The organism is Streptomyces sp. NPDC004284, from assembly GCF_042874035.1.
GTDB lineage: Bacteria > Actinomycetota > Actinomycetes > Streptomycetales > Streptomycetaceae > Streptomyces.
In genome coordinates this window covers 418,128-437,205 of the sequence record NZ_JBIAMJ010000003.1, presented here as the reverse complement: position 1 = coordinate 437,205, position 19,078 = coordinate 418,128, and the positions used below count along the sequence as shown (strand labels likewise).

Sequence of the window (19,078 nt, the reverse complement as noted above, 5' to 3'; positions counted from 1 at the left end):
CCCAGTTATCCACAGGGCCCCCGGCACACGGTAGCGCCAGCGCCTAGTGTGGGTTCAGTCAGGGGGACGAGCACCGACTCGTACGAACAGGGGGCATCCATGACCGAGAACGACCAGGGGAACGTGCCGAGCAGGCAGCGGAAGCGGTTCCCCGGCATCTCCTCGCGGGCCTACGAGCATCCGGCCGACCGCTCGGCCCTGGTGGCGCTGCGAAAGCTCAGCGGCTTCGACACGGCCTTCAAGGCGCTCAGCGCGCTGCTGCCGGAGCGCAGCCTGCGGCTCCTCTACCTCTCGGACTCCGTCCGGGTGAGCGACGCGCAGTTCATCCACCTCAACGACATGCTGAGGGACGCCTGTTACATCCTGGACCTGGAGAAGGTCCCGCCGATGTACGTCGTCCAGGACCCGAAGCCCAACGCGATGTGCATCGGCCTGGACGAGCCGATCATCGTGCTCACCACCGGCCTGGTGGAGCTCCTCGACGAGGAGGAGATGCGGGCGGTCATCGGCCACGAGGTGGGGCACGCCCTGTCCGGGCACTCCGTCTACCGCACGATCCTGCTGTTCCTCACGAACCTCGCGCTCAAGGTCGCCTGGATCCCGCTGGGGACGGTCGCGATCACGGCCATCGTGACCGCGCTGCGCGAGTGGTTCCGCAAGTCCGAGCTCTCCGCCGACCGGGCCGGGCTCCTCGTCGGCCAGGACGTGCGGGCCTCGATGCGCGGCCTGATGAAGATCGCCGGCGGCAACCACCTGCACGAGATGAACGTGGACGCGTTCCTCGCCCAGGCCGACGAGTACGAGAAGGCCGGGGACCTGCGGGACTCGGTCCTGAAGATCCTCAACGTGCTGCCGCGCTCGCACCCCTTCACCACCGTCCGGGCGGCGGAGCTGAAGAAGTGGTCGGAGAGCCGCGACTTCCAGCGGATCATGGACGGTCACTACCCGAAGCGCTCGGAGGACAAGGACACCTCGGTCACGGACTCCTTCCGCGAGTCCGCAGGGCACTACGCCGACACGGTGCGGACCAGCAAGGATCCGCTGCTGAAGCTGGTCGGGGACATAGCCGGCGGCGCCGGTGACCTGGCGGGCGACCTGGGCGGACGGCTGCGCAACCGGTTCGGGGGCGGCCAGAAGGCGGACGGCGGCCCGGCCGACGACGGCAAGGGCGCCGGAGCCCCGGGCGGGAACGACCAGACCGACAGCGGGTCGGGCGACGGGACCGGGAGCGGTCAGAGCGAGGGCTGAGCGCTCGGCGCCAGCACTCCGCACAGTGCGGGGGCGGCGGGCCGGGCGGTGGCGTACGGGTCGGTGACCGCCGGACCGACGCCCGCGTCGGAGGCCCGCGCTCCCGCCAGGAGCGGCTTCAGGGAGCCCGTGGTGTCGGCGCCGCACGCCTGCGGGCCGGCCTCCACGGTGCTGGTCAGCAGCTCCGCGCGGTGCATGCGCAGGTCCTCGCGGTCGAAGCGGAAGTGCACCACGCGGTGGACCGTGAAGAGGGACGCCGCGGCGGCCGGTCCCGCGCCCTGGACGGCCGGGCGGAGGGCGTAGGTGTACGTGTGGTCCGCGGTGACGTCCAGCGTGTCGGGGCCGGTCTCCTCGAAGCGGAGGGTGCCCTGCACGCGGGCGGCGGGCTCCGCGAGGACCACCTGTCGGGGGTCGAAGCGGACGAGCCAGCCCGCGAGGGCGTGCCGGCCGTCGTCGGCGGGGGATGCCGCGCTCTGGTCGAACTGCTCCAGCTGGTCCGGATCGATCAGCAGGCGTACGGGCCGGACGGTCGCCCCGGACAGGACGTCGGGCTCCAGGGAGGAGGCCACCAGGTACTCCTTGGCGATGCTGAGTCCGGCGACGACCTGGCTCTCGGCGAAGTTGGTGGTGCGCCCGGCGATGGGCAGGTTGATGCCGGCGGCTCCGGTGCGGTACTCGGCGGCGGGGCTGTGGGAGAAGAGCTGGGTGGGCGTGCCGCCAGGGACGCGGCCCTGGGGGGCCAGCGGGACCACGGTGGTCCGCAGCGGCTCGGCCCGCTGGTCGGCGGGGGTCGGGTACGGGTTGCGTACGCCCAGATAGATGGCGGTACCGAAGGCGAGGAGGATCAGCAGCACGAGCAGGATCGCCTGGCGGGCGCCGCTGCGGCTCTCCCAGGAGGAGCGGCTGCGGACGGCCAGGGCGTGCTCGCCCATCCGTTCCCGGGCCGAGAACTCCTGGAGGTGGGCAGCACGGATGAACGCCTCGTCGAAGACGACGGATCGGTACTCGTCCTCACCACCGCCGGGGAACCCCTCGGACGTCCCCTCAGGCGGGTCGCCACGCCCTGCCATACCTTCAGGGTAGGTCTGCGGGGGCTTCGGTAAACGCCCAGGTACACGACAAGTTCGGAAGAATTCCGCCGTCAGGGTGTGCCGGGGCGCGCGGGACTCCCGCCGGGGCGACGCCAACCGGGCGACGGGGCGGCCGACAGAGTGACACCGGCCCGGCGACGGGGCTCCCGACAGGGCGACGGGGACGCGGCTACAGGGCTCCCCCGCTGGGGTGACACCGGCCGGGAGACGGGGCGGCTGGCGGGGCGACGGCGACGCCGTGACGAAGCTCCCGACGGGACGCCGCCGACCTGACGACGGGGCGGCTAGCGGGGTCACGCCGGCCCGGCGACGGGGCGGCTAGCGGGGTGATGCCGGTCCGGCGGCCGACCCGGCCGCGGGGGCGGGGGTGGGGGCCTGGGCGGCCGGTGGGGCGGGGTTCGGGTTGGGGGTGTCGACGCCGGTGGTGGCCGGTGGCGGGACCTGGTCCTCGTGGTTGGCGGACGCGCCCCGGTAGACGGCGCTGAAGGCGAGGGCGACCATGCCGACGCCCATGACGAGGGCGAGGACCCAGGCGACGGGCCGGAGCCAGCGGGCCCGGCCCCGGTAGGGGCGCAGGGCCCCGCCGTGGCGGCCGTAGGGGCTGGCGTCGTCGCCGATGTCGTCGGGCTCGTAGGTGAGGCCGACGGGGTCGTGGCCGTCCTCGTAGGGGTCGTCCTCGACGGATCCGCCGCCTGCGCGGGCGCGGGCCGCCTCCGCCTCGGCACGGGCCTGGGCGGCTGCGAGGAGGCGCTCGACCGCGGTGGGCTCGTGGATGGTGGCGGCCCTGACGAAGTCCTCGTCGAAGACCACGTCGGCGTAGACCTCGTCGGCGCCTCCGCGGTCGACAGATTCCTCGGGGTCCCCGCCGTCCTGGAACGGCCTGCCCCCCACGTCGTCCGGCACGGATTCAGAGTAGACCCGGAAGGGGGTTTTGGGCAGGGAGAGTGCGAAGCCTCCCTGCCCGTCCCTCCCCGTACCGAAAGGAGGTGTTAGCGCACGTGACCGTCACCGGTGACGATGTACTTGGTCGAGGTCAGCTCGGGGAGGCCCATGGGGCCCCGGGCGTGGAGCTTCTGGGTGGAGATGCCGATCTCGGCGCCGAAGCCGAACTCTCCGCCGTCCGTGAACCGGGTGGAGGCGTTCACGGCGACCGTGGTGGAGTCGACCAGCTGGGTGAAACGGCGGGCCGCGGCCTGCGAGGTGGTGACGATCGCCTCGGTGTGGCCGGAGGACCACATCCGGATGTGCTCGACGGCCTTGTCGAGGGAGTCGACGACGGCGGCGGCGATGTCGTACGAGAGGTACTCGGTCTCCCAGTCCTCGGGCGTGGCCGGGACGACGGTGGCCTTGGAGCCCTCGGCGAGGGCGAGGACCCGCTCGTCGGCGTGGACGGTGACGCCGGCCTCGGCGAGGGCGGCGAGGGCCTTGGGCAGGAAGGCCTCGGCGACGTCCTGGTGGACGAGGAGGGTCTCGGCGGAGTTGCAGACGCTGACCCGCTGGGCCTTGGAGTTGATCAGGATGTCGACGGCCATGTCGAGGTCGGTCTGGGCGTCGACGTAGACGTGGCAGTTGCCGGTGCCGGTCTCGATGACCGGGACGGTGGACTCCTCGACGACGGTCTTGATCAGGGAGGCGCCGCCGCGCGGGATGAGGACGTCGACGAGGCCGCGGGCGCGCATCAGCTCGCGGACCGATTCGCGGGACTCGCCGGGGACGAGCTGGATCGCGTCGGCGGGCAGTCCGGCGCCGCCGACGGCGTCGCGCAGGACGGTCACCAGGGCGGTGTTGGAGGCGTACGCGGAGGAGGAGCCGCGGAGCAGGACGGCGTTGCCGGACTTGAGGCAGAGGGCGGCGGCGTCGACCGTGACGTTGGGGCGGGCCTCGTAGATGATGCCGACGACGCCGAGCGGGACGCGGATCTGGCGCAGGTCGATGCCGTTGGGGAGGGTCTGGCCGCGGACGACCTCGCCGACGGGGTCGGGCAGCGCGGCGACGGCACGGACGTCGGCGGCGATGGCCCGGACGCGCTCGGGGGTGAGGGTCAGGCGGTCGATGATGGCCTCGCTGGTCCCGGCTTCGCGGGCCTTGGCGATGTCCACGGCGTTGGCTTCGACGATCTCGGCGGTGCGGACTTCGAGGGCGTCCGCGATCGCGAGGAGCGCGTCGTCCTTGGCCGCGCGCGGGAGTGGCGCGATTTCGGCGGCGGCGCCACGGGCCCGGTAGGCGGCCCGGGTGACCGGGGAGAGGTTGTCGAGGGGCGTGAGCGAGGTCATGCCCGCAGGGTACTGGCACCCCTGCGGACATCCCTCACGTATCCCGCACTCCGAGACGTATCCCTGGGCGGGAGCCCGCCCCGCCCCCGAGACGTATCCCTGGGCGGGAGCCCGCCCCGCCCCCGAGACGTGTCTCTGAACGGGAGCCTGCCCCGCCCCCCCAGCCGTGTCCCTGGGCGGGAGCCCGCGCCGCCCCGAGACGTATCGCCGGGCGGAGATCCATCCCGGCCCCGTTACGTGCCCCCGGGTGGAGATCCGGTCGTCAGTAGGGGTGGACGCCGACCGGGGCGGCGGGCGGTGGGCCGTAGCCCTCCGCGATCCGCTGGTGGTAGGTCTCGCGGTCGATGACCTCGAGACCCACGATCTCCCAGGGCGGCAGCTTGGCGGTCTGCCGGTGCTCGCCCCACAGGCGCAGGGCCACGGCCGCCGCGTCGTGCAGGTCGCGGGCCTCCTCCCAGTACCGGATCTCGGCGTGGTCGTTGGCGTAGCGGCTGGTCAGCAGGAAGGGGTGGTCGTGGGCCAGCTGTTCGAGCCCGCGTCGCACCTCCTTCAGCGGTGACTCCACGCCCGACACACTGAGAGTGATGTGCCAGAGCTTGGACACCGGCCGTTCCTCACGTGTCTCGGTGGTGGTCTCGGTCTTCCTGTCCGTGGGCAGGTCCGACCTGTCCGACCTGTCCCGTGCCTCGTCGAAGTCGGCTCCGGCCTCGACACTGGTCAGGGCGCGTTCGGCAGTCCCGCGGGGCGGTGCCCCTGGGCGCGCTCGTCTCACCGGCGGCCTCCTGTGTGATGCGTGTGGTGCTGTACCCCGCCTTGTCTTACCCCCGAGAGAAAGTTGACCAGTCCGAGGCGGGACATGGGGCGGTTTTGGTAAACGTCCCTTCCGGATGGCCAGAGTTTCAGCCGTTTCGGCGTCGGGGCGTCAGCGGATGACGACCAGGTCGTCGCGGTGGACGACCTCGCGCTCGTACTCGGGTCCGAGCTCCCTGGCGAGCTCGGGGGTGGACCGGCCGAGCATCCGGGGCAGCTCCTTGGCGTCGAAGTTGACGAGGCCGCGGGCGACGGCACGGCCGGAGGCGTCGCGGAGCTCGACGGGGTCGCCGGCCACGAAGTCGCCCTCGACGGCCGCGACACCGGCCGCGAGCAGGGACTTCTTGCCCTCGACGACGGCTCGTACGGCTCCGTCGTCGAGGCTGAGGTGGCCCTGCGGGGTGGAGGCGTGGGCGAGCCAGAGCAGCCGGTCGGCGGAGCGGCGGCCGGTGCGGTGGAAGTAGGTGCCGGTGTCCCGGCCGGCGAGGGCGTCGGCGGCTCGGCTCGCGGAGGTGAGGACCACGGGGATGCCCGCGGCGGCGGCGATCCGGGCGGCCTCGACCTTGGTGACCATGCCGCCGGTGCCGACGCCCGCCTTGCCGGCCGAGCCGATCTCGACGTGGGCGATGTCCGCGGGTCCTGCGACCTGCGCGATCCGGGAGGTGCCGGGCTTGGACGGGTCGCCGTCGTACAGCCCGTCGACGTCGGAGAGCAGCACGAGCAGGTCGGCGCGGACGAGGTGGGCGACGAGGGCGGCGAGCCGGTCGTTGTCGCCGAAGCGGATCTCGTCCGTGGCGACCGTGTCGTTCTCGTTGACGACGGGCATCGCGCCCATGGCGAGGAGCTGGTCCAGGGTGCGGTACGCGTTGCGGTAGTGGGCGCGCCGGCTGGTGTCGTCGGTGGTGAGGAGGACCTGGCCGACGCGGACGCCGTAGCGGGCGAAGGAGGCGGTGTAGCGGGCGACGAGGAGGCCCTGGCCGACGCTGGCGGCGGCCTGCTGGCGGGCGAGGTCCTTGGGGCGGCGGGTGAGGCCGAGCGGTGCGAGTCCCGCGGCGATGGCGCCGGAGGAGACGAGGACGATCTCCTTCTCGCCGCCGCTGCGGACCTTGGCGAGCACGTCGACGAGGGCGTCGACGCGGTCGGCGTCGAGGCCTCCGGAGGCGGTGGTGAGCGAGGAGGAGCCGACCTTGACGACGATCCTGCGGGCCTCCGTCACGTACTGCCTTGCCACGTCCGTCTCTCCGGTCACCTGCGTCGTCACCTGCGTCGTCCTCACTCGGCTGTGCTGCGCGCCGCGCGCTCCCCGCCGCGGCTGCCAGGCAATCTACGCGAGCCGGGAGGGGTGCCGCTCGTCCGTTTCGCTCCCTGGACCGGACGGACCGGGCGGATCGGACGGACCGGGGTCGCCGGAGGGCCGGCCGGTGCCGCGGGGCACCAGGATCCGCTGGGAGATCAGGTAGGTGAACGGGATCGCGACGACGGCCGCGACGAGTGGCGCGATTCTGTCGTCCATTCCGGCCCAGGTGACGAGCGCGTAGAGACCGACGCTCTGCACCAGGTAGTTGGTGACGTTGGTGAGCGGGAAGAGGGCGAACTTCTTCCACGTCGGCCGGGTGCGGTAGGTGAAGTAGGTGTTGAGGAAGAAGGAGCCGATCATGCTGAGGAGGAAGGCGAGGGAGTACGCGGCGAAGTAGGGCATCCACGGGTGCAGGAGCAGGTAACAGCCGAAGAAGGTACCGGTGTTGACGCCGCCGACCAGCGCGAAGCGGAAGATCTCGGCGAGCCGCGCCCGCCGCGAGCCCCGGCCGCCGCCTGAGCCCTGACCGCCCTCTGGCCCCTGGCCGCCCCCTGAGCCCTGGCCGCTCTCTGAACCCCGGCCACCCTCTGATGGACCCCGGCCGCCTTCTGGACCCCGGCCACCCCCTGATGAACCCCGGCCGCCCCCTGAGCCCCGGCCGCCCTCCGGCCCCATCAGCGCTCCCGCTCGGCGGTCACGATGCGGATGCGTTCGGCGGCGGCGCGTTCGGCGGCCGCGCGGCCGAAGGAGCGGTGGGTCTCCTTGACGAGGAAGTGCGGGCGGCGCTTGGTCTCGTAGTAGATGCGGCCGATGTACTCGCCGATCAGTCCCAGCATCACCATCTGGACCCCCCCGAGCCCCACGATGATCGCGACCAGGGTGACGTAACCGGGGGCGGTGACGCCGTGGGTGATCGCGGCGACGGTCACCCACACCGCGTAGAGGGCGGCGAGGCCGGTGAGCGTCATGCCGAGCCAGAGGGCGATGCGCAGCGGGCGGTTGTTGAAGGAGATCAGCCCGTCCATGCCGTAGTTGAGCAGGGAGCTGAACTTCCACTTCGTCTCGCCGCCCTCGCGCGCGGCGTTCTGGTAGTCGAAGGTGACGGTGTCGAAGCCGATCCAGGAGAAGAGGCCCTTGGAGAAGCGGTTGTACTCGGGCAGCGAGAGGAGCGCGTCGACGGCGGGGCGGGAGAGCAGACGGAAGTCGCCGACCCCGTCCGTGAGTTCGACGTCGACCCAACGGTTGACGGCCCGGTAGTACACACGGCTGAGTGCCGTACGGACCTTCTTGTCGCCTTCGCGGGTGCGCCGCGCCATCACCTGGTCGTGGCCCTGGTGGTAGAGGTCGAGCATGCGCGCGAGGAGCTCGGGCGGGTGCTGGAGGTCGGCGTCCATGATGACCACGGCGTCGCCGGTGGATTTGCGCAGGCCGGCGAGCATGGCGGCCTCCTTGCCGAAGTTGCGGCTGAAGGAGGCGTACTGGGTGTGCTGGGGGTGCCGGGCGGCGAGCTCGCGCAGTTTGCCGAGGGTTCCGTCGGAGCTTCCGTCGTCCACGTAGCAGATCTCGTATCCGACCGGGAGCGCGTCGAGCACGTGTCGCATTCGCGTGTCGAACCGCTCGATGACGTCCTCCTCGTTGAAGCAGGGGACGACGACGGAAAGCCTGGTCATGGAACGGTCACTCCAGAGGGATGGGCGAGTTTGCGTCCTGAAGGACTGGAAGGACCGCCACCGGACTCTCCTTCGAGCAGCGCGGCCACGGTACGGCGTGGCGGTGACCGCCCGGCGTCGTGCGAGTGACCGCCCTCGGTCGGCATGTCGTCCACGGGGCAAAGCATGTGAGGAAGATATTGGTGTACGTGGTGTTTTCGCCCGTTTGTCACTCGTAGGGGCGACACGCCACGGAACTCGGCCAGTTGGAGCGATGACCGGTGAGCGGGACGACCATCACGGAGAACGATGACGCGCGCAGGGGGAACGGCGGGCAGGACGGGAAGGACACGGACGGCACCGACACGGCAGGGACCGGCACCGACACGGCGGAGGCCGGCACGACGAAGGACGGGACCGGGGTCCGGGAGGGCCTCGGGCGGGCGCTGACCTGGACCGCGCTCCTCGTCGCCGGCGGCGCCGGGGCGCTGCTCTCGGTCGGCGCCTTCCTCGGCGTCTACGTACGCCCCACGTCCGACGACTGGTGCGCCCTCTGGAAGGCCCGCGACCTGGGGGTCATGGGGATCACCTCGGACTTCTACCGCACCCAGAACGGGCGGATCACGAACGCCTTCCTCACCGGCGTCCTCTACTCCGACGGCATGCGGGGGCCGAAGCTGCTGCCCGCCTTCCTGGTCCTCGCGCTGGGCGCGGGCCTCTTCCTCCTCGCCCGGGAGGTGCTGCGCGCCCTGCGCCTGCCGTTCCCGGTGGTGGCGACCGCGACGGCGGTGCTGATGCTCGAAGCGCTGCTGTTCCTCGCGGGGACCCGCTCGTACCAGGTGCTGCTCTGGGCGCCGGCCACCCTCTCCCACACGCTCCCGAGCGTCATCGGCGTCTGGGCGGTCCTCTCCGCGGTGTGGGCGGCCCGCGGCCGGCGGCCCTGGGCCCGGCCCGTCGCCGTCGGCTCGGCGGTGCTGCTCGGCACGGCGGTCGGCACCCTCAGCGAGCCGTTCGTCGCGATGTCGGGGCTGATCGCCGCGGCGGCCGGGGTGCTCTGTCTGCCCCGGCTGGGCCTCGCCCGCGACCGCTTCGCGTCGACGTGGTGCGCCGCCTGGTGCCTGGGCCTCCTGATCGGCACGGTCCTGCTGACCACGTCCCCCGGGGCCCGCTGGCGGCGGGCCCAGCAGCCGAAGCGGCCGCTGTCCCTGTCGGAGATCGGGGCGACGTTCCAGGACTGGTCCCGGGTCTGGGAGACGATCGGCGGCCAGTGGGCGTACGCGGGCGCCCTCGCCGCCGGGGTGCTCCTCGGCCTGGCGGTGACGCTCGGGGCCCGCCACCGCCCCTCGGACCCGGCCCCCCGGACCTCCCGTCCGGCGCGCGGCACCCTCCTCGCCATCAGCGTCCTGCCGGTCCCGCTGATCGCACTGGGGAGCCTGGTGGCCACGTACGGGCTGCGCAGCGGTTACGGGGCGGGCGGCTGGACGTACGCGCGCACGTGGACCAGCTTCCTCGTGCCGTTCCTGATCGCGCTCTGCGGTTACGGGGTCTGGCTCGGCCACCGGATCGGGCGGCGGCTCGGCTTCCGGTCCTTCCTCACGGCGCTCGCGGCGGGGGTCGCGGGGGTCGTCGCCGTGGCGGGTACGGCGGCCCTGGTGACCCCGACGCGGGCGCTGACCACGAGCACGGTGGCGCGCAGCCTGGCCTGGGACCGACAGGACGCCCGGATCCGTGCGGAGGCGGCGGCCGGCCGCACGGACGTGACGTACCGCCCCCTGCACATCGGCAACCTCGCGGAGCCCTTCTTCACGACGGTGTACGCGCGGGACTGGGCGGCCCAGTGCGCCGCGAGGTACTACGGCGTGGACCGACTGAGCCGCCCTTGATTCGTACATCTCTGCGAAGGGTGACAGGCCGTAACGGATGGTGAACGCCAGGGTGTTTGAGTTCCGGATGCAGCAAAGACAGGTGCAGCAAAGACAAGTGAATCGAGGTGCACGTGCCTGACGTCTCCGTGGTCGTCATCGCCTACAACGACGCAGAACGTCTGCCCACGGCCGTTCGATCGGTCCTGGAGCAGACCCTGCGCTCCGTCGACGTCGTGATCGTCGACGACTGCAGCAAGGACGACACCTTCGCGGTCGCCCAGGCGCTCGCCGCCGCACACCCGGACCGGGTCAAGGCGTTCCAGCTGCCGCGGAACAGCGGCGGCTGCGGCGCGCCCCGCAACTTCGGCATCCAGCAGGCCACCGGCACGTACGTCATGTTCCTCGACAGCGACGACGTGCTGGAGCGCAACGCCTGCCGCAACATGCTCGCCGCCGCCGAGAGCACCGGCTCCGACCTCGTCTCCGGCCTGTGCGTCCGCGTCCACCTGGACAGCCGCAGGAAGAAGACCACCGAGTGGTACCCCTGGCTCTACTCCGGGACCCGGACGATCGACTCGATCACCGAGCTGTCCGACCTGCTGGTCTTCGACACGCTGTCGACGAACAAGTGCTACCGGCGCGCGTTCCTCCTCGAACAGGGCCTCGAGTTCCCCGTCGGCATCCACTACGAGGACCTGCTCTTCTCCGCCCAGGCCTATGTCGCCGCGCGCCGCATCACCCTCATCCCGAACCACGTCTACTACTGGAACGTGCAGGAGAAGGCGTCGGCCAAGTCGATCAGCAACCGGCGCCACGAGATCGCCAACTTCGTCCACCGCATGGAGATCCACCGCCGCGTGGACGCGCTCCTCGAGAGCAAGGGCTACGACGAGCTCAAGTACCGCAAGGACATCAAGTTCCTCAAGCACGACCTCGTCCTCCACCTGCGCGACCTGCCGCTGCTCGGCGACGACTACCGGCGCGAGTTCGCCGAGCTGGCCAACGGCTACCTCGCCGACATCGACCCCCGGGCGTACGAGGAGGTGCAGCCCCTGCACGCCCTCTGCGCCTACCTGCTGAGCAAGGAGGACTGGCCCCACCTCCTCCCGGCCACCGACGCGCTCACCAACCCCGGCCGCCTCACCGTCCCGCTCGCCGAGCGGGACGGGCACGTCTACTGGTGCGCCGAGCACCTGGACACCGAGCAGGGCCGCCGCATCCTGGACGTCACCGCCGCCGGCTACGACACCCGCCCGCTCACCTCGCTCGCCCTGGGCAACCGGCTGACCTCGTACGCGGGCTCCGGCGGCGTCGTCGAACTGGCCGGCCGCGTCGTCAACCCGCTGGGCCGGATCGGACCCGACGCGGAGCTCGGCGCCGTCCTGGAGATCTCGGCCCGCCGCAGCGTCAGCGGCGGGGCCGCGCGCGTCCCGGTCACCTCGGTCCGGCACGCCGGCGCCTGGATCGAGTGGAAGGCCCGGGTGGACATCGCCCGTGCCGTCCGCCCGCTCGGCGTCATCGACGCGGTCTGGGACGTCCGGCTGGTCCTCACCGCCGACGGCCAGAAGCTCAGGACCCGGGTCTCCGTCGGCGGCACCCCCATCGACGAGGCCGCCCCCGTCCGCATCCGCCCCCGGCTGACCCGCCTGGTCTCCGACCGCTTCCTCCCGGAGGTCACCAGGAAGGGCAACCTCTCGTACGTCCTCGCGGCCGAGGGCAGGGCGGCCGTGCGCACCTCGGCGATGATCGAGGGCGCCATGCACGGGCACGCCGCCGGCCTCGCGAAGACCGGCCTCAAGCGGCTGCTGCACGCCAAACGCAATCTGAACTCCGGCGAGACCAAGGTCCGCCTCTACCACCGGCTCTACAGCAGGCTGCCGATCCGCAAGGGGCTCGTCGTCTTCGAGAGCCACCTCGGCAAGCAGTACAGCGACAGCCCGAAGGCCATCTACGAGGAGATGCGCCGCCAGGGCATCGCCTTCGAGGGCGTCTGGTCCTACGCCGGGGCCAGGCCGACCGGCTTCCCCGAGGACGCCGTCCTCGTCAAGCGCTGGAGCCGGCAGTACCTCCGGGCGCTCGCCCAGGCCGAGTTCTGGATCGACAACCAGGGCTTCCCGCTGCGCCTCACCAAACGCCCCGGCACCACCTACATCCAGACCTGGCACGGCACGGCGCTCAAGCGCATGGGCTTCGACGAGCCCCACACCAAGTCCCGCGGCCTGGCCGCCCAGCAGACCTTCCAGAAGGCGCTGGACCGCTTCGACCACTTCCTGATCCGCGGCGAGCACGACCGGCGCACCCTGGCGAAGGCCTTCCGGCTCCGCGAGGAGGTGCTGCTGCCCGTCGGCTACCCGCGCAACGACGGACTCGTCGCGGCGCAGCGGCAGGAGGCCGCGACCGGCCGGCGGGAGCGCGGTCCGCTCGCGGCCGAACTGGGCATCGACCCGGAGAAGACGGTGCTGCTGTACGCGCCGACCTTCCGCTCCTCCCCCGGCGGCAAGGTGCGCCCCTTCCAACTCCCCTTCGACGTCGAGGAGTTCGCGGACCGCTTCGGCGACACCCACACCCTGCTGATCAGGACGCACTACCTGAACAGCGTGTCGCTCCCGCCGTCGGTCCGGGGCCGGGTCGTCGACGTCTCCCGCCGCCACGACGTCACCCCGCTCCTCGCGCTCGCGGACGGGCTGATCACCGACTACTCCTCCGTGATGTTCGACTACGGGCTCCTCGACCGCCCGATGGTCTTCCTCACGTACGACTACGAGGAGTACGCCAGGGAGAACCGGGGCACCTACTTCGACCTGAAGGAACGCGCCCCCGGTCCCGTCGTGGCCACGGAGGAGGAGTTCTTCGGGGTGATCGACAACTTCCGGGACGAGGCCGACGTCAAGTACGCGGCGGCCCGCCAGCGGTTCAACGCCGAGTTCAGCGAGTACGACCGGGGCGACGCGGCCCGTCGGATCGTCGCCACGTTCTTCACCGGGGGCGGGAAGTGACCGAGCTGCTGCACGAGGAGCGGAAAGTGACCGAGCAGACCACCCCGTCCGGCGGCCGCGACATCTTCATCGTCTCCAACAGCGTGGACGAGATGGGCGGCGTGACCACCTGGACGCACCAGATGGCCCGGGAGTTCACCGACCGGGGCCACCGCGTCCACGTCATCGGCATCACCCCCGCCCCCGCGGGCCGTGAGCACGAGTTCCCCGAGCCGCTGCCGTACGCCACCACCACCCTGTACGACGAGCATCCCCCGCAGGTACGGCCGCTGCGCGGCATCAAGGGCAGGCTGAACGCCGTCGAACGCCGACGGCACGCGGCCCGCGCCGCCGGCATGCGCAGGCGGGCGGACCGGATGACGGCGCTGTTCGCCGCCGCCCGGCCCGGCGCCGTCCTGATCGTCACCCAGGTGTGGGCGATGGAGTGGGTGGCCCTCGCCGACACCCAGGGGCTCCTCGTCATCGGCATGAGCCACGAGTCGTACGCCGCCAGCGCCGCCACCTCCCGGCTCACCCGGGCGAAGCGGCACTACAAGGACGTCGACCGGCTGCTCACCCTCACCCCCGGCGACGCGGACCGCTGGATCCGGGCCGGCATGGACAACGTCGGCCACATGCCCAACGCCCTGCCGTTCATGCCCGAGGTCCCGGCGCCCCGCGACGAGAAGGTCGTCGTCTCCATCGGCCGCCTCTCGCACGAGAAGGGCGTGGACATGCTGCTCGACAGCTGGGCCGAGACCACCTCCCGCCACCCCGACTGGAAGCTGCGGATCTACGGCACCGGGGACGAGGAGCAGCGGCTGCGCGCCCGGACGACCGAGCTCGGTCTCGACGGGTCCGTGGAGTGGATGGGCCGCACCGGCGACGTCCTCGGGGCGCTCTCCGGGGCCTCGGTCTTCGCCCAGGCCTCACGCGCCGAGGGCTTCCCGATCACCCTGCTCGAAGCGATGGCCGCGGGCCTGCCGTGCGCGGCCTTCGACTGCGCGCCGGGGGTACGGGAGATCATCCGGGACGGCGAGGACGGACTGCTCGCCCGGCTCGGCAACACCGTCGAGCTCGGCGGCCACATCAGCGCCCTCATCACCGACGCGGAGCTGCGGAACCGGATGGGCGACGCGGCCTTCGAGAACGTGAAGCGGTACGCGGCCGACGAGATCACCGACCGCTGGGAGGCGCTCTTCGCCTTCCTGGAGCGCTGAGGGACACACGAAGGGAGGGCCGGGGAGTCGTGCTCCCCGGCCCTCCTCGTGTCTCCTGGACGGTCAGACGGTCGCGCCCCGGCGGGCGACCCAGCCGGCCCAGGCCGACTCGATCATGTCGCGCACGTCGTGACGGGCCTTCCAGCCCAGCTCCGCCTCGATGCGGTCGGCGGCGGCGACGACCCGGGCGGGGTCGCCGGCGCGGCGCGGGGTGACCAGGGGCTCGGTGGTGTGGCCGGTGACCTCGTTGATCAGCCGGACCATCTCGGTGACGGAGACGCCCTCGCCACGGCCGATGTTGACCGTCAGGTCGCGCGGCTCGCCCGCCTCGGCCCACTCCGTGAGCTTGCGCGCGGCGACGAGGTGCGCGTCGGCCAGGTCCTCGACGTGGATGTAGTCGCGGATGCAGGTGCCGTCGGGCGTGTCGTAGTCGTCGCCGAAGACCCGCGGGGACTCCCCCGCGTCGAGGCGCTCGAAGACCATCGGGACCAGGTTGAAGACCCCGGTGTCGGCCAGCTCGGGGGTCGCCGCGCCGGCCACGTTGAAGTAGCGCAGGCAGGCCGTCGAGATGCCGTGCGCCGCGCCCGCGGCGCGGACCAGCCACTCGCCGGCGAGCTTGGTCTCGCCGTACGGGCTCATCGGCAGGCAGGGGGTCTCCTCGGTGACGAGGTCGACGTCCGGCATGCCGTAGACGGCGGCGGAGGAGGAGAAGAGGAAGTTGCGCACACCGGCGGCGGCGACGGCCTCCAGGAGGACGGTGAGGCCGATGACGTTCTCGCGGTAGTAGTGCAGCGGCAGCTCGACGGACTCGCCGACCTGCTTCTTCGCGGCGAGGTGGACGACGCCCGTCACCCCGTGCTCGGCGATCGTGCGGTCCAGGACCTCGCGGTCGAGGGTGGAGCCGACCACCAGGGGCACGCCCTCGGGGACCCGCGACTCGTATCCCGTGGACAGGTCGTCGAGGACGACGACCCGCTCGCCCGCCTGCGTCATGGCACGGACCACATGGGAGCCGATGTAGCCGGCACCGCCGGTGATCAGGTAAGTCATGCCCCAAACCCCTTTCGCTGTGATCTACGGGCGAGCCTGTGGAGCCTGGCTCCGACCGCCTGGAGCCCGTCGCGGGCACCGGGTGCGAGCCGTACCGCCAGCGAGCCGTTCGCCGTCGTGTACTGCCGCGCCAGCAGTACACCGTACCGGCTGCTCGGTACGACCGAGCGTCGCTGCCGGTCCTCCGGCAGCCGGAGCGCCGTCGTGAACGTGCTGCCGTCCGCGCATGTCACCGTGGCCCGGACGTCCCAGAGCTGCACGCCCCGGGCGCCCCTGCGGCGGCCCTCGCGGGCCAGGCCGGTGAGCCGCGCCGGGACCCGTCCGGACCAGCCGCCGGCCACCTCGGACAGCTCGGACCGCTCGGTGCGGACGGGCGTGTCGCCGCCCCTGGGCAGGACGTCGATCACGGCGGTACGGGGCAGGGCCCCGCGCAGCCGTCCGTACAGGTCCCGCACCGTGAACCGCAGTTCGCCGCCGCCCGCCCCCGTGCGCAGCTCGCCGTCGACGAGCAGCGGGAGGTCCGCGAGGGGCAGACCGTCCATGCCGTCCAGCTCGACGGGCAGGTCCTCGGACCAGACGGCCGCTCCCCCGCTGCGGGCGAAGGGCGGGAGCAGCCGGGCGGGGGCGGCGGCGAGCCGGGAGAGCCGCTCCAGGTCCCGGGGCTCCTCGGCGGCCAGGACGAAGCGGGCGGCCCAGCGGGCGGGGGCGGCCGCGGCGGCGATCGCGCCTTCCCCGAAGGTCCCGATGTGCTCCCGGGCCAGCGCCCACCACGCGCTCCGGTAGGCGGGGTCGCGCAGCCTCAGCTCGCGGGCGTACAGGCGCAGGTCGTGTTCGAGGAACTTGGTGCGGCAGGCGGTGGCCAGCTCCTTGCGGCCGGCCGCCTCGAAGGTCTCCACGGCCATGCGGTGGGCGGCGATCCGCGCCTGCCAGTTGGCGATGCCGTCCCGGTCGAGGGAGATCGAGAGGTGTGCGGTGGCCCGGCGCACGTTCCAGATGTAGACGGTGTCGGGGACGACCGCGACGCGGGGCGCGGCGGCCAGGACGCGCGCGGTGAAGAGGAAGTCCTCGTAGACGCAGCGGCCGTCGGGGAACCGGATGCCGTGCTCGGCGAGAAAGGCCCGGTCGTAGACCTTGTTGACGCAGAGCGTGTCGTGCACCAGGGGCATGAGGTCCGCCGCCGTCTCCAGGAGGGCCGGCTCCTGATAGAGCGTCGGCTGCCATCGCACGTCGCGGCCTTCGGGCAGTTCGCGCCGTACGCAGGCGCCGACCGCGACGGGGGCCCCGTGCCGCTCGGCCGCCGTGACCAGGGCCTCGGCGGCGCCCTCGGGCAGCACGTCGTCGCTGTCGAGGAATATCACGACGGGGGCGGTGACGGCCCGGACGCCGTCGTTGCGGGGAGTGCCGCAGCCGCCGCTGTTCTCGGTGCGGTGCAGGACGCGCAGCCGGGGGTGGACGGCGGCCAGTTCGTCCAGGACCCGGGCCGTGCCGTCGCTCGATCCGTCGTCGACGGCCACGACCTCCGCGACCACGGGACCCTGGGCGAGCACGGACCGAATGGCTTCGCCCACCAGTACCTCGTCATTGTGTGCGATTACCACAACGCCGAGCTTTCCTGCCATTCGTTGGGAAGTGACACTACTCACATCGAGGATGTTACGGGACCTTCGCCACCCGAATGGCCTCCGCCTCACCCGGCATACTGGACGTGTTCACATTTACGTTCGAACACGTTCAAGGAGTCGACTGCTGTGCGAAATCCCGAGGCACCCCGGCTGCTTGGGGTCTACCGCCGAGCCGTACCGGAACGCGTGAGGCGGGCCATCGTTTCGCAGGTCGACGCCGACGTCCGCCGGCGCCTCAAGATGCGCATAGCCAACGGCACGGCCACCGCCGAGCGCCTGCGCAGCGGCCGGGTCGCCAGGCGCTACGAGACGCTCACCACCGGCCCCGACCGCACGGTGATCAACATCGGCAGGGAGCCGAAGGTCGCCCTGGTCTCCGAGGGGATCACCCCGCTGCGGGCCCGCCGCGAGAACCTGGACGTCGTACTCGAGGCCCTGGCGGGGGCGGGGATCGAGCACTTCTGCATACGGAGCCAGTCGGACACCGCCGCCGCCGTGGCCGTACGCGAGGAGGACCGCGCCGCCGTCCTCACCGCGCTCGCCGACGCCTGCCGCCGACTGCCCGGCTACGTCACCCCGGTCAGCGGGAACGGCCCCGTGCAGAAGGATTCCCTGCCGGGCTTCGAGGCGGCCACCTGGCAGCGCTTCCAGAAGACCCGGATCCTGCGCCTCACCTGGTACCGCACCGACCCCACCCACCTGCTGAAGCTGGACGGCCGGTACGGCTGTGACGTCGAGTTCTGGCAGGAGGAGGACGGCGAGCTGACGGCCCCGCGGTCCGGCAGGATCGCCACGGCCCTGCCGCTCCGGGGCGAGACCGTCACGGTGCCGGAGTCGTACTTCACCAGCCTCGCGCCCCGCGAGTCGGCCGATGCGCCCCGCGTGCCCGCCCGCGCCGAGGCCGCCGTGGTGGCCACCGGCGATGTCACCTTCCCCATCGACGTCGTCTACACGTGGGTGGACGGCGCCGACCCCTCCTGGCTGCGGCGCCGCGCCGAGCACTCCGGCGAGGGCTACCACGCGGAGGCGGCCAACGCCGCCCGCTACCTCAGCCGCGACGAACTGCGCTACTCGCTGCGCTCCCTGCACATGTACGCGCCGTGGGTGCGCAACATCTACCTGGTCACCGCCGACCAGACCCCCGACTGGCTGGACACCGAGGCACCCGGGATCAAGGTGGTCTCCCACGAGGAGATCTTCCGCTCCCCCGAACTGCTGCCCACCTTCAACTCGCATGCCATCGAGTCCCAGCTGCACCACATCGAGGGCCTCTCCGAGCACTTCCTCTACTTCAACGACGACGTGATGCTCGGCAACGAGGTGACGCCGAACGACTTCTTCCACTCCAGCGGCCTCACCAAGTACTTCCCCTCCCCGGCCCTGGTGCCGCTCGGCGAGAAGACCGTCGACGACCCGCCGGTGGCCGCGGCCGGCAAGAACAACCGCCGGCTGATCGAGGAACGCTACGGCGCGGTCCTCGTCCAGAAGATGAAGCACATGCCTCACGCACTGCGCCGCAGCGTGCTGACGGAGATCGAGACCGAGTTCGAAAGCGAGTACCGCCACACGGAGGCGAGTCGTTTCCGCAGCATCGACGACATCTCCATCGCGTCCTCGCTGCACCACTACTACGCCTTCCACACCCGCCGCGCGGTGCCGTCCCAGCTGCCCTACGCCTACCTGGACCTGACGCACCCGTGGACGGAGACCCGGCTGGGCCGGCTGCTCGCCAACCGCGACAGGGCGGTCTTCTGCGTCAACGACACGGTCTCGACCGGGCAGGACGTGACCGAGCAGAAGGACCTGATCACCCCCTTCCTGGAGGCGTACTTCCCGGTGCCGAGCCCCTTCGAGAAGCAGCGGTAGGAGCCACAGCGCACAGGAGAGAGGGGCCCGTGCCCCCCCGGCCCGGCGGGGGGGGGGGCCCCCCCCCGGGGGGCGCCCCCGCCGGCGGCCCGCGGCCCCGGCCGGCCCAACC

General features: G+C 72.0%; 14 protein-coding genes. 5 read left to right on the top strand and 9 right to left on the bottom strand.

Going from position 1 to position 19,078, the window contains the following annotated elements; all coding sequences use genetic code 11:
• The first annotated feature begins 99 nt into the window (after positions 1 to 99).
• The gene (locus ACFYUS_RS11525) at positions 100 to 1,248 is read left to right on the top strand and encodes a M48 family metallopeptidase (RefSeq protein WP_388848733.1); all 1,149 of its coding nucleotides are present in this window, start codon (positions 100 to 102) and stop codon (positions 1,246 to 1,248) included.
• On the opposite strand, the gene ACFYUS_RS11520 is transcribed toward ACFYUS_RS11525, so the two are convergent.
• The 7 genes from ACFYUS_RS11520 to ACFYUS_RS11490 form a co-directional block, all read right to left on the bottom strand.
• Complete coding sequence (locus tag ACFYUS_RS11520; protein ID WP_388848730.1) at positions 1,233 to 2,318, bottom strand: hypothetical protein; 1,086 nt, start codon at positions 2,316 to 2,318, stop codon at positions 1,233 to 1,235. The two genes, ACFYUS_RS11525 and ACFYUS_RS11520, sit on opposite strands and share 16 nt — an antisense overlap.
• Before the next feature lie 339 nt (positions 2,319 to 2,657).
• Positions 2,658 to 3,242 (bottom strand): hypothetical protein, encoded by a 585-nt coding sequence (locus ACFYUS_RS11515; RefSeq protein ID WP_388848727.1) that lies wholly within the window; start codon positions 3,240 to 3,242, stop codon positions 2,658 to 2,660.
• An 86-nt stretch (positions 3,243 to 3,328) separates the two neighbouring features.
• On the bottom strand, positions 3,329 to 4,612 hold the full coding sequence (locus tag ACFYUS_RS11510; RefSeq protein ID WP_388848724.1) for a glutamate-5-semialdehyde dehydrogenase: 1,284 nt from the start codon (positions 4,610 to 4,612) through the stop codon (positions 3,329 to 3,331).
• A 262-nt stretch (positions 4,613 to 4,874) separates the two neighbouring features.
• A complete protein-coding gene (locus tag ACFYUS_RS11505) occupies positions 4,875 to 5,384 on the bottom strand; it encodes a hypothetical protein (RefSeq protein ID WP_116161030.1) in 510 nt (169 codons plus the stop codon).
• A 150-nt stretch (positions 5,385 to 5,534) separates the two neighbouring features.
• A complete protein-coding gene (gene proB / locus ACFYUS_RS11500; protein WP_388849176.1) occupies positions 5,535 to 6,638 on the bottom strand; it encodes a glutamate 5-kinase in 1,104 nt (367 codons plus the stop codon).
• Positions 6,639 to 6,746: 108 nt separating this feature from the next.
• Positions 6,747 to 7,196 carry a GtrA family protein gene (locus ACFYUS_RS11495; protein ID WP_388849173.1) on the bottom strand — a complete coding sequence of 150 codons (450 nt, stop codon included), beginning with the start codon at positions 7,194 to 7,196 and terminating at the stop codon, positions 6,747 to 6,749.
• A gap of 197 nt (positions 7,197 to 7,393) precedes the next feature.
• Positions 7,394 to 8,389: a glycosyltransferase family 2 protein gene (locus ACFYUS_RS11490; RefSeq protein WP_388848720.1), complete on the bottom strand. Its 996-nt coding sequence runs from the start codon at positions 8,387 to 8,389 to the stop codon at positions 7,394 to 7,396.
• Positions 8,390 to 8,649: 260 nt separating this feature from the next.
• Between ACFYUS_RS11490 and ACFYUS_RS11485 the strand changes: the two genes are divergently transcribed.
• The 3 genes from ACFYUS_RS11485 (at position 8,650) to ACFYUS_RS11475 (ending at position 14,428) form a co-directional block, all read left to right on the top strand.
• Positions 8,650 to 10,251 (top strand): DUF6056 family protein, encoded by a 1,602-nt coding sequence (locus ACFYUS_RS11485; RefSeq protein ID WP_388848716.1) that lies wholly within the window; start codon positions 8,650 to 8,652, stop codon positions 10,249 to 10,251.
• A 107-nt stretch (positions 10,252 to 10,358) separates the two neighbouring features.
• On the top strand, positions 10,359 to 13,229 hold the full coding sequence (locus tag ACFYUS_RS11480) for a CDP-glycerol glycerophosphotransferase family protein (protein WP_388848713.1): 2,871 nt from the start codon (positions 10,359 to 10,361) through the stop codon (positions 13,227 to 13,229).
• Positions 13,230 to 13,321: 92 nt separating this feature from the next.
• Positions 13,322 to 14,428 (top strand): glycosyltransferase, encoded by a 1,107-nt coding sequence (locus tag ACFYUS_RS11475; protein WP_388849170.1) that lies wholly within the window; start codon positions 13,322 to 13,324, stop codon positions 14,426 to 14,428.
• A 63-nt stretch (positions 14,429 to 14,491) separates the two neighbouring features.
• On the opposite strand, the gene galE is transcribed toward ACFYUS_RS11475, so the two are convergent.
• Both galE and ACFYUS_RS11465 read right to left on the bottom strand, forming a co-directional pair.
• Positions 14,492 to 15,478 carry a UDP-glucose 4-epimerase GalE gene (gene galE, locus ACFYUS_RS11470; protein ID WP_388848710.1) on the bottom strand — a complete coding sequence of 329 codons (987 nt, stop codon included), beginning with the start codon at positions 15,476 to 15,478 and terminating at the stop codon, positions 14,492 to 14,494.
• Positions 15,475 to 17,097, bottom strand: coding sequence for a glycosyltransferase family 2 protein (locus ACFYUS_RS11465; protein WP_388848707.1), 1,623 nt, complete (start codon positions 17,095 to 17,097; stop codon positions 15,475 to 15,477). The genes galE and ACFYUS_RS11465 overlap by 4 nt, the downstream gene beginning before the upstream one ends.
• A gap of 129 nt (positions 17,098 to 17,226) precedes the next feature.
• Here ACFYUS_RS11465 and ACFYUS_RS11460 point away from each other — a divergent pair, with 129 nt between their 5' ends.
• Positions 17,227 to 18,966 (top strand): stealth family protein, encoded by a 1,740-nt coding sequence (locus ACFYUS_RS11460; protein WP_388848704.1) that lies wholly within the window; start codon positions 17,227 to 17,229, stop codon positions 18,964 to 18,966.
• The last annotated feature ends 112 nt before the right edge of the window (positions 18,967 to 19,078 follow it).